Below are 10595 nucleotides of genomic sequence, written 5' to 3'. Positions count from 1 at the left end.
ATTCGGGAGTCGTTTACGAAAAGGGCCGGCATTTTAACAGGCTCAGCGATTTGTGCTGCTCTGTCCGACTTGTGACGCAGCACGCGATTCGGATTTGCCGGTTTTGTTACTTTCACGCAGGATGCGCGGGGATTTTGCGGCTAATGTTCTCGTTCGTGACACAAAATAACGTTTCGATGCCGTTGTCATCAGACAACACATTGGTCATTGTTCAGCACAACGGCATAATGCCCCGCCTACATCATTGCAGAGTCTAGGGAGTCAGCTTGTCTACGCCTGTCGAACCCTTGCGTTTGCTGCTACTGGCCGAAGAGCCAGCGTGGACGGCGTTGTTGCGTGAGTGTCTGGCTCCGATGGGGAGCGCGGCGGTGCTCATCAGCGCACCGAACTGGGATTCGGTCAGCCGCCTGTTCGAGGACAACCGCCACGCGGTACTGCTGACCCTGCCGGCATTGCAACCGGCGCCCGGACGTTGCAGTTTGCCGACCGTTCTGCTGCTGGAGCACGAACCGGCCACCGCGCCGGTCGGTGTCAGCGACTGGCTGGTATTCGGCGCCCTCGACGCCGGCATGCTCCAGCGTTGTCTACGCCATGTGCGCGAGCGCGGCGTGCTGGAAAACACCCTGCAGCGCCTGGCCGAACAGGACCCGCTGACCGGTATCGCCAACCGTCAGGGTTTCCAGACCTTGCTCACCGCACGTCTTGCCGAAGGCGACGGTCGCGGCCTTGCCCTTGGGCATCTGGATCTTGATAACTTTCGCCATGCCAACGACGCTCTTGGTCACCAGGCCGGCGATCGCCTGATCCTGCAAGTCGTCGCGCGGCTGAAAAGTCAGCTGGAGGCCGGCGATCAACTGGCGCGTCTGGGCAGTGATGAATTTGCTTTGCTGATCGACACCCGCCGCGCGCCGCAACGCGCCGAGTGGATGGCTGAACGCATTACCGAGGCGTTGGCCGAACCGTATTGGGTCGATGGCGAAAGCCTGCTGATCGGCTCCAGCCTCGGCATCGCCCATGCCCGCGCCAATGGCGGTGCCGATCCATTGATGTGGCACGCGCACATCGCCATGCAGCAGGCCAAGAGCACGCAAGGCTGCACCTTTCATATCTTCAACGAACGCATCAACCGCAACGCGCGAAGTATGGCCGACCTCGAAAGCGAACTGCGCCGGGCCTTGCGCCGCGATGAGCTGGAACTGCATTACCAGCCACGCCTGAATCTTGAGGATGGCCAGATTGTCGGCCTTGAAGCGCTGGTGCGCTGGCGACACGGCGAGCGCGGTTTGCTGCCACCGAGCGAATTCGTGCCGTTGGCCGAGCAGAGTGGTCTGATCGTGCCGCTGGGTTACTGGGTGATTGCCCGGGCCCTGCGCGATATGCAGGCCTTGCGCGAACAGGGTCTGGCACCGCTGCACATGGCGATCAACCTGTCGTTCCGGCAGTTTCAGGACAGCCAGTTGCTGCCGACGCTCAGCCGCCTGATTGGCGAACGCGGCGTCGAGGCGCAGTGGCTGGAGTTCGAACTGACCGAAACCGCAGTGATGCGGCGCAGCGATCTGGTCAAACAGACCATGGACGCCCTCGGCCGTCTCGGCGTGCGCTTCTCACTGGACGATTTCGGCACCGGGTTCTCCTCGTTTGTGCACCTCAATAGCCTGCCGATCACCTTGCTGAAGATCGACAAGAGTTTTGTCGGCGGCATGGAGCAGCGCGAAGAGAACCGGAAACTGGTGCACGCGATGATCAACCTCGCACACAACCTGCACCTTGAAGTGGTTGCCGAAGGGGTCGAGACGGCGGAGCAGCTGGAATTGCTGCGCGGGTTCGGTTGCGATCAGGTGCAGGGTTACCTGATCAGCCGACCGCTGCCGCTGGAGGATCTGGTGGAATATCTGACCTTTGGAGCCAGTCAGCAGGCTTCGGTGGAAGCCATTTAAAGATCGCAGCCTTCGGCAGCTCCTACCTTGGAATGTGTTCCCTTGCAGGAGCCGCCGAGGCTGCGATCTTTTTGATCTTAATCTGCTTCGATGGCCTCGAACCTCTCTGCAATCGGCTCGCGCCGAATCATCCGCTGCATCTTCCATTCGAACGCCAGGGTCAGGCTCACCGCCGCGCACGCCAGACCCAGCGCCAGCCCCCACCAGACGCCCGTCGGCCCCCAGTTGAGGTGGAACGCCATCCACCAGGCCGCCGGCGCGCCAATCAGCCAATAGCAAGCGAGGCCCACGAGAAACGTCGTCTTGGCATCCTTGAGCCCACGAATGCAGCCCATGGCAATTGTCTGCGTGCCGTCGAACAATTCGAACCACGCCGCAACCGCCAGCAGGCTGACCGCCAGACGGATGACCTCGGCAAACGCCGGGTCGTTGTGGTCGAGAAACAGGCCGACCAACTGATTCGGCCACAGCCAGAACACCAGGGCAAAGCCGAGCATCACCACTGCGCCAAAGGCGATGCCGACACGCCCGGACATGCGCGCATCAACCAGTTGCCCGGCGCCGTAATGTTGGCCGACGCGCATGGTAATGGCATAGGACATGCCGGCCGGGACCATGAACGCCACCGACACGATCTGCAGTGCGATCTGATGCGCGCCCATTTGCGTACTGCCCATGGTGCCCATGCACAGCGCGGCAAAAGCAAACAGCCCGACTTCCACCGCATAGGTGCCGCCAATCGGCAGGCCCAGGCGCCAGAGTTCTTTCAGGTATTGCCGGTTCGGCCGCGACAGACCAGCGCGCAATGGATAAGCGTCATAGGCCGGGTGCCGTCGAATGTGCCAGGCCAGCGTTAACGCCATGCAATTGGCGACGATCGCCGTGACCAGACCGATGCCGGTCAGACCCAGTTGCGGCAGGCCGAACATGCCGGTGATCAATGCGTAGTTGAGCAGAAAGTTGGCCACGGTGCCGGCGAGGCTGATGACCATCACCGGCGTCGCCCGGCCGATTGCGCTGGTAAAGCCGCGCAGGGCCATGAAGCTCAGATAACCCGGCAGCGCGAAGGGCAGAGCGATGAGGAATTGCCCGGCGGCGTCGACGTTGGTTTCGGTCTGGCCGAACAGCAGCAACACCGGTTTGAGGTTCCACAGCAACAGCCCGGCGCCGAGCGCCATCAGCCAGGCCAGCCACAACCCGGCCTGCGTCAGGCGCGCGGCGCCGATGATGTCGCCAGCACCCTGACGGATGGCCACCAGCGTGCCAACCGCTGCAATCACGCCAATGCAGAAGATCGACACGAACGAGTAGCTCGCCGCACCGAGGCCGCCGCCGGCCAGCGCTTCTGGACTCAGGCGCGCCATCATCAGAGTGTCGGTCAGCACCATCAGCATGTGCGCCAACTGCGAAGCAATCAGCGGCCCCGCCAGCCGCAAAATGGCCCAGAGTTCGGTACGCACAGGATGCTGCATGGTCATCACCACCCAAATATCAGAGGGAACAGAAGAGCATGGATTCTCGGCGCTTGGCAGGCTTTGCACAAAGGGATAAAAAGGATGGGTGGCATGAGTAATACTCATCCTGAAACCTCTTGGCCACATTGGTCATATCCCCGTTCCTGGAGCTTTGCGTATGTCCCGACGCCTTCCGCCGTTGTATGCCCTGCGCGCATTCGAAGCGGCAGCGCGACACAGCTCGTTCACTCGCGCAGCAGAAGAGCTATCGATCACCCAGAGCGCGGTCAGTCGGCACATGCGCACCCTCGAAGAACACTTCGCCTGCCGGCTGTTCCATCGCAGCGGGCGCAACCTGCAACTGACCGAATCGGCGCGGCTGCTGTTGCCCGGGATTCGCGAAGGCTTTGCCGCCCTTGAACGCGCCTGCAATACCTTGCGTGCCGAGGACGACATCCTGCGCATGAAGGCGCCTTCAACGCTGACCATGCGTTGGCTGCTGGCGCGGTTGAGTCGCTTCCGCCACTTGCAGCCAGGCAATGAGGTGCAGCTGACCAGTGCGTGGATGGACATCGACTCGGTGGATTTCAACAACGAACCTTTCGATTGTGCGGTGTTGCTCAGCGATGGGCATTTCCCGCCGGACTGGGAAGCGAGCCTGCTGTTTCCCGAGGAGCTGATTCCGGTCGGCGCGCCGAACCTGCTCAATGACAAACCCTGGGACGTGGCGCGCCTGGCGAGCGCCGAACTGCTGCATCCGACCCCGGATCGCCGCGACTGGCGCAGCTGGCTGGAGCGCATGGGCCTGTCTAATCAGGTATCGCTGAAGGGTGGGCAGGTATTCGACACCCTGGAGCTGGGCATGATCGCGGCGGCGCGTGGCTATGGCGTTTCCATGGGTGATTTGTTGATGGTTGCCGAAGATGTTGCGCAAGGTCGCTTGAGTCTGCCATGGCCGACTGCCGTGGCCAGTGGCCTGAATTATTATCTGGTGTGGCCAAAACCGCGTCCGGGAGGTGAACGTTTGCGCCGTCTCAGTGACTTCCTGCAAGGCGAAGTCCGCGCCATGCAATTGCCGGCGGTAGAGCGCTTGAGCTGAAACGTTCGAGCCGGCACAATGCCACTACTGCGCCATACCCTCGCAAAGTGCTCAAGTATTCGGTTTCAGCGCCGACTACGAGCTTGTGGAACCGTCGTGCCGGTTTCGCGCTACCCCAATTATTAGAATATTTTCCGGGCAATTACCGCGATCAGGGAGGATTCGGTGGCTCGGCCAGGAGCTGTTCATGTCTCAACCTCGTGCTCGGATCGCCTCGCAGTTGGGCCTCGCCCTCGCTGTCATACTGGCGATAGTCATCAGCGGCAGTACGGTGTTCGCTTTGCGTTCGCTGGATTCCGCCAACCTCGCCACCCGTGAAGAGCACCTGGCCAGTGAGGCCCGGCTGCTGGCCGACCAGCTCAGTACCTTCCACGGCACGCTGCGCGAAAGCACCCTGCGCCTGAGCGGGCTGTTTGAAAAGCGCTTCGGCAGTGGCCTGAGTGTGCACCCGGACCAACCAGTGACCGTGGCCGGCGTGCAGACCCCGGGCCTGCACCTTGGCAACGAGGTGCTGAACAACAACTTCAAGGAAGTTGACGAGTTCAAGCAGATGACCGCCGGCGTGGCCACGGTATTCGTGCGCAGCGGCGACGATTTCATTCGTGTCAGCACCAACGTCAGCAAACAGGACGGCACCCGTGCCATCGGCACTGTGCTTGATCATGCCAACCCGGCGTACGCCAAGTTGATGGCGGGGCAGAGTTATGTCGGCCGCTCGCTGCTGTTCGAGCGCTACTACATGTCCCAATACACGCCGGTGCGCGACGCGGGCGGCAAGATCATCGCCGTGCTGTACGTCGGTTTCGACTACACCGATGCGCAGAACGCGCAGTTCGCCAATCTCAAGCGCTTCCGCATCGGCCAGACCGGCTCGCTGGCCTTGCTCGACGAGCAGAACAAATGGCTGGTGCCGATTGCCGGCGTCGAAGCACTGGATCAAGCCGTGCCAGCCATCAACAGCCTGGTGAAAACACCGGGTAAAGGTGAGTTCTGGAGCGACAATGGCGAAGACTTCTACAGTATCGCCGTGCCGTTCGAGGGAGGCCCGTGGTCGGTGGTAGCGAGCATGCCGAAAGCCGAGATCCGCGCGGTGACCTGGAGCGTCGGTACGCAACTGGCGATCGGCAGCCTGCTGGCAATGATGCTCGCGGTCGGTTCTGTGGTCTGGCTGCTGCGCAGCAAACTGGCGCCACTGAGTGATCTGGTACGTCAGGCCGAAGCCTTGGGCGCCGGTGATCTGAGCGTGCGTCTGAACGTCTCGAGCCACGATGAAATCGGTCAGCTGTCCCGCGCGTTCAACCAGATGAGCCAAGCGCTGTCGACCATGGTCGAGCACATCCGCCGTGCCTCCGAAGAGGTCAACAGCCGTGCGCAGGCGCTGTCCGGTTTGTCCGGAGGTGCTTATGAAGGCATGGAGCAGCAGTCGGGCGAAATCACCAGCATGGCCGGCGCTGTAGAAGAGTTCAGCGCGACGTCGCTGAACATCGCCGACAACATGGGCGCGACGCAGCGCCTGGCGCAGGAAAACGCTCAGCAAACGCAGATTGGCCGCAGCTCGATGGAAGAAGCGTCGTCCTCGCTGGAGCAGATCGCTGGTGCGCTGAACAGCACCGCCAGCGTGATCAACACGCTGGGGCAGCGCTCGCAGGAAATCGGCGGCATTGTCGGCGTGATCACCTCGATCGCCGAGCAAACCAACCTGTTGGCGCTCAACGCTGCCATCGAAGCCGCTCGTGCCGGTGAGCAGGGCCGTGGTTTCGCCGTGGTCGCGGACGAAGTGCGCAGCCTTGCCTCGCGTACCCGTCAGGCGACCGATGAAATTTCGAGCATGATCCACAGCATCCAGCAGGAAACCGGCAACGCGATCAGCACCATGGAACAGGGCAACGTGCTGATGCAGGAAGGTCTGTCGCGCAACGCCAATGTCGCCTCGGCGCTGGCGCGGATCGACGAGCAGAGCCGTTCGGCAGGCCAGCAGTTCGCGGCGATCACTACTGCGACTCAGGAGCAGAGCAGCACGGCGACGTTGCTCAGCAGTAATCTGCAGAGCATTGCCTTGGCCAACAGCGAACAGCGTGAGGTTGTTTCGAATCTGGCTGTCACCGCAAAAGAGCTGGAGAAGCTGGCGGCGGATCTGCGTTCCGAGGTTGATCGCTTCCGTTGATGTGGGTTTGAAATAGCTATCGCGAGCACGCTCGCTCCCCCGACCTTCGGTGCAACTCGCAAATATTGTGAGGGCCCGGAGTACGTGGGGGAGCGAGCCTGCTCGCGAATGCCTATCTGCGAAGGTCGTTTTGCACTTGCTGAAACGTTTCCGCAGCGCTATAAAAATGGCACAACTCCAATAAAGGCTGCTGCCATGACCTCGCTCAAACTCCTTGTCGCCCTCGGCGCATTCTCCGCTGCTTCCCACGCGATGGCCTGGGACTATGTCCTGCTCGACGCCAATACCCCGGCAAAAAGCTGGACGATCACCAGTGAGCAACTCGGCGTAAAAGCCACCAAACCGTTTTCCGTGACCCTGCGTACCCTGCATGGCGGTCGTCAGGAGGGCGTCAGCATTGTCGACATCGATAACGGCACGATGAAGATTTCCGTGGTGCCGACCCGTGGCATGAATGTGCTGCAGGCGTCGGTGGGTGAAGTGCGCATGGGTTGGGATTCGCCGGTCAAGGAGGTGGTCAACCCGGCGTTCATCGAACTCAACGGCCGCGGTGGCCTGGGCTGGCTCGAAGGCTTCAATGAGCTCGTCACCCGTTGCGGTTACGAGTGGGTTGGCCATCCCGGCATGGACAACGGTGAGCTGCTGACCCTGCACGGTCGCGCTGCCAACATTCCGGCCAGTACCGTCACTTTGCACATCGACGAGAAGCCGCCGTATGCCATCACGCTGCGTGGCGAGCTCAAAGAGCAGGCATTCAAGAAGGTCGACTTCTCGGTAGTCACCGAACTGGTCACCGAACCGGGCAGCGCAAGCTTCGCCCTCAACGACACCCTGACCAACAATGGCGACTATCCGAAGGAATATCAGGCGCTGTATCACAGTAATTTCAGCACGCCGTTTCTTGAGCAAGGGGCAAAGTTCGCTGCGCCGGTGAAGCAAGTGTCGCCGTTCAACGACAAGGCCAAAGGTGATCTGCCCGAGTGGCAGACCTATCGCGCGCCAACCAAGGACTACGACGAAACGGTCTACAACGTTGTGCCTTATGCCGATGCCAAGGGCGATACCTTGACCGTGTTGCACAACAAGGCTGGCAGTCTCGGCGTATCCGTTGGCTTCAACACCCGGCAGTTGCCTGTGTTCTCGCTGTGGAAAAACACCGACACCCAAGGGCAGGGCTACGTCACCGGGCTGGAGCCGGGGACCAGTTTTTCCTACAACCGTCGCTATCAGCGGCCGTTGAACCTGGTGCCGACCATTGCGCCGAAAGAACATAAACAGTTCCAGATCAGCTACAGCCTGCTGGCCGACAAAGGTGCGGTCGATAAGGCCTTGCAGCGGGTGACGGCGATTCAGGCTGGGCGCGACACCGAAGTGCGTCAGGCACCGCTGGTTGATCTGACAGAGCATTAAGGCGTCGCCGGCCGGTATTGCAGCGCCTCGGCCAGGTGCTCGCGGGTAATCGCATCGGCCTGCTCAAGATCCGCCAGTGTACGTGCGACCTTGAGCAGGCGATGCGCCGAGCGCAGCGACAGGATCAGTCGCTCGCAGGCCGCCTCCAGCCATTTCTCATCGGCTGTGGATAACGTGCAGTGACGCTTCAATCCGGGCAAATCCAGAAATGCATTGGCACAGCCCTGGCGTTTGTGCTGGCGCTCCCGCGCTTCGGCCACCAACGCCGCAGCGCTGGCGCTGTCCTCGCCGGGCCTGGCTGCCGGATTCAACGCGGTCGCCTCACGCGCTACGGTCAGGTGCAAATCGATCCGGTCCAGCAGCGGCCCCGATAACTTGTTGCGATAGCGCTGGACCATGTCCGGTGTGCACGAGCATTTGCCGCTGGGCTCGCCAAGATATCCACAGGGGCACGGATTCATCGCCGCCACCAGCTGAAACCGGGCAGGGAATCGCACACGGTCCTTGGCTCGAGCGATCACGATATGCCCGGACTCCAATGGCTCGCGCAGCACCTCGAGAACCTTGCGATCAAACTCCGGTAATTCATCGAGAAACAGCACGCCGTGATGGGCGAGGGTGATTTCGCCGGGTTGCGGTTTTGAACTGCCCCCGACCAGCGCTGGCCCGGAAGCCGAGTGGTGCGGTTGGCGGAAGGGGCGTTGCGGCCAGTGAGTCAACGGCACACCGCTGGCGACCGATTGAATCGCTGCCACCTCCAGCGCTTCACATTCGGAAAGCGGCGGCAGCAACCCCGGCAAACGACTGGCCAGCAAGGTCTTGCCGGTTCCCGGTGGCCCGCTGAACAACAAGTTATGCGCCCCGGCTGCGGCAATCAGCAGGGCGCGTTTGGCGGCGGTCTGCCCCTGTACCTCGTTGAGGTCCGGATAAGGCTTGGCGGCATGCATCAAGCCGTTTGATTTGTAAGGCTCGACCGGCGTGTGTCCGTTGAAATGCGCCACCGCTTCCAGCAAATGATCGACCGCGAACACCTTCAGTCCCGATGCCAGGCACGCTTCTTCGGCATTCGCCCGCGGTACCACCAAAGCCCGCCCGGCCTTGCGCGCCGCCAACGCCGCCGGTAGCACGCCACGCACCGGCCTTACCGCGCCGGACAACGCCAGTTCGCCCAGACATTCCACCCCGTCCAGGGTCAGACACGGCACCTGCACACTCGCCGACAGAATCCCCAAGGCAATCGCCAGATCGAAGCGCCCGCCATCCTTGGGCAGATCCGCCGGCGCCAGATTCAAGGTGATCCGCCGGGCCGGAAACTGCAGCCCCGAATTGATGATCGCGCTGCGCACCCGATCCTTGCTTTCCTTCACCGCCGCTTCAGGCAGGCCGACCATGGTCAGCGACGGCAGGCCGTTGGCCAGATGAACTTCGACGGTGACAGCGGGAGCTTCCACCCCTATCTGGGCGCGGCTGTGGACGATGGAGAGGGACATGGTCGTTCCTTGAGCTGAATCGGGGGCCGCTTCCTGCGGGTCTGTTCAAGAGTAGACGTCCACCGTAGGGGAGCTTGAATGGTTTAAGCAGCAAACTTTCTCTGGATGTTGCGCAAGAGGCGTAAGCCACAGGCGAAAAAAAACCGCCTTCAGGCGGTCTTTTTTTGGGGGGTATTCAGGTTCCACCGTCGGCGAGCCAGCCATCGGGCCTCATTTTATTGCCGTTCGTGGCGGCCACATCAAAGCGGATGCGGGTTGAGCTTCTTGCTTCTCCCCTGTCATGAACACCTCGCCCGGTTTCGATGTCACTCGGCGGGTGGATTCAGCTTCGCTTCCATCTCCGCCACCTTCGCTTCAAGACTCTCAAGCCGTGCACGCGTGCGTGCCAACACCACCATCTGACTGTCAAATTCTTCGCGGCTGACCAGATCAAGTTTACTGAACGCACTTTGCAGCAGCATTTTGAACTGGCTTTCGATTTCGGCTTTCGGCAACGGGGTGTCGCCGCTGAACAGGCGGGAGGCGGTGCCGCTCAGGGCGTCGAGGAAGTCTTTGGGCGCGAGCATGGGAAATGTCCTGGAAACAATGGCCGGCAGTGTATCACGCAGTGTCTACAGTCATTTCTCGCTGCAGGGATGCACGCTTTTCGCGCAGAGGGACAGACGGTGGCGCACCGTTGTTGTGCGTATCGACAAAAGCTTTTCTACGCGAGCGCACACAACAAGGGCCAAGAGGTTGAAATGCCGGGATTTTGCCGAGCTGGCAAGGTTTCTGCTTAGTCACCCTCGACCCATGCACTGATGCAGTCGCTGTGACGAATGCAGTGCGGCAGACGAAGCGGGGAGTTTCGTCTGATGCGGTTAGCTGGCGTCAACGATGCGTTACAAAGCCAGGCACTGCGCTTAGACTTGAGACGGGTTTGTTTTCCTGGGGCAAGTCCACCAATTCGGGAGAGAGTTTCATGAAGCTAGTCACTGCCATCATCAAGCCGTTCAAGTTGGACGACGTGCGCGAGTCGCTGTCCGAAATCGGCGTGCAGGT

General features: G+C 61.2%; 8 protein-coding genes. 5 read left to right on the top strand and 3 right to left on the bottom strand.

What is annotated here, in order from left to right; all coding sequences use genetic code 11:
- Positions 1-266 precede the first annotated feature (266 nt).
- On the top strand, positions 267-1937 hold the full coding sequence (locus tag ACIGDJ_RS25290) for a bifunctional diguanylate cyclase/phosphodiesterase (protein WP_101161593.1): 1671 nt from the start codon (positions 267-269) through the stop codon (positions 1935-1937).
- Between the two features lie 77 nt (positions 1938-2014).
- On the opposite strand, the gene ACIGDJ_RS25285 is transcribed toward ACIGDJ_RS25290, so the two are convergent.
- Complete coding sequence (locus ACIGDJ_RS25285; protein ID WP_101161591.1) at positions 2015-3409, bottom strand: NorM family multidrug efflux MATE transporter; 1395 nt, start codon at positions 3407-3409, stop codon at positions 2015-2017.
- Between the two features lie 160 nt (positions 3410-3569).
- On the opposite strand from ACIGDJ_RS25285, the gene ACIGDJ_RS25280 reads away from it, so the two are divergent.
- The 3 genes from ACIGDJ_RS25280 (at position 3570) to ACIGDJ_RS25270 (ending at position 8064) form a co-directional block, all read left to right on the top strand.
- The gene (locus ACIGDJ_RS25280) at positions 3570-4490 is read left to right on the top strand and encodes a LysR substrate-binding domain-containing protein (protein ID WP_101161590.1); all 921 of its coding nucleotides are present in this window, start codon (positions 3570-3572) and stop codon (positions 4488-4490) included.
- A gap of 187 nt (positions 4491-4677) precedes the next feature.
- The gene (locus ACIGDJ_RS25275) at positions 4678-6654 is read left to right on the top strand and encodes a methyl-accepting chemotaxis protein (RefSeq protein ID WP_312999778.1); all 1977 of its coding nucleotides are present in this window, start codon (positions 4678-4680) and stop codon (positions 6652-6654) included.
- Between the two features lie 195 nt (positions 6655-6849).
- Positions 6850-8064 (top strand): aldose 1-epimerase family protein, encoded by a 1215-nt coding sequence (locus ACIGDJ_RS25270; RefSeq protein WP_397479968.1) that lies wholly within the window; start codon positions 6850-6852, stop codon positions 8062-8064.
- Here ACIGDJ_RS25270 and ACIGDJ_RS25265 read toward each other — a convergent pair.
- Positions 8061-9554 carry a YifB family Mg chelatase-like AAA ATPase gene (locus tag ACIGDJ_RS25265; RefSeq protein ID WP_397479967.1) on the bottom strand — a complete coding sequence of 498 codons (1494 nt, stop codon included), beginning with the start codon at positions 9552-9554 and terminating at the stop codon, positions 8061-8063. The genes ACIGDJ_RS25270 and ACIGDJ_RS25265 overlap by 4 nt on opposite strands.
- A gap of 305 nt (positions 9555-9859) precedes the next feature.
- Positions 9860-10120, bottom strand: a complete 261-nt coding sequence (locus ACIGDJ_RS25260; RefSeq protein WP_016772581.1) for an accessory factor UbiK family protein — start codon at positions 10118-10120, stop codon at positions 9860-9862.
- Positions 10121-10515: 395 nt separating this feature from the next.
- On the opposite strand from ACIGDJ_RS25260, the gene ACIGDJ_RS25255 reads away from it, so the two are divergent.
- The coding region (locus ACIGDJ_RS25255) for a P-II family nitrogen regulator (RefSeq protein WP_397504644.1) at positions 10516-10595 on the top strand (80 nt) is incomplete at its 3' end.

The organism is Pseudomonas sp. NPDC079367 (assembly GCF_044542195.1).
Taxonomy (GTDB): domain Bacteria; phylum Pseudomonadota; class Gammaproteobacteria; order Pseudomonadales; family Pseudomonadaceae; genus Aquipseudomonas.
This window is presented reverse-complemented; position numbering and strand designations above follow the sequence as displayed.

What these genes read in the sequence shown, in the direction of transcription:
- ACIGDJ_RS25270 (WP_397479968.1), top strand. Translation starts at nt 6,850, where the DNA reads ATGACCTCGCTCAAACTCCTTGTCGCCCTCGGCGCATTCTCCGCTGCT.
- ACIGDJ_RS25260 (WP_016772581.1), bottom strand. Translation starts at nt 10,120, where the DNA reads ATGCTCGCGCCCAAAGACTTCCTCGACGCCCTGAGCGGCACCGCCTCC.
- ACIGDJ_RS25280 (WP_101161590.1), top strand. Translation starts at nt 3,570, where the DNA reads ATGTCCCGACGCCTTCCGCCGTTGTATGCCCTGCGCGCATTCGAAGCG.
- ACIGDJ_RS25275 (WP_312999778.1), top strand. Translation starts at nt 4,678, where the DNA reads ATGTCTCAACCTCGTGCTCGGATCGCCTCGCAGTTGGGCCTCGCCCTC.
- ACIGDJ_RS25265 (WP_397479967.1), bottom strand. Translation starts at nt 9,554, where the DNA reads ATGTCCCTCTCCATCGTCCACAGCCGCGCCCAGATAGGGGTGGAAGCT.
- ACIGDJ_RS25285 (WP_101161591.1), bottom strand. Translation starts at nt 3,409, where the DNA reads ATGCAGCATCCTGTGCGTACCGAACTCTGGGCCATTTTGCGGCTGGCG.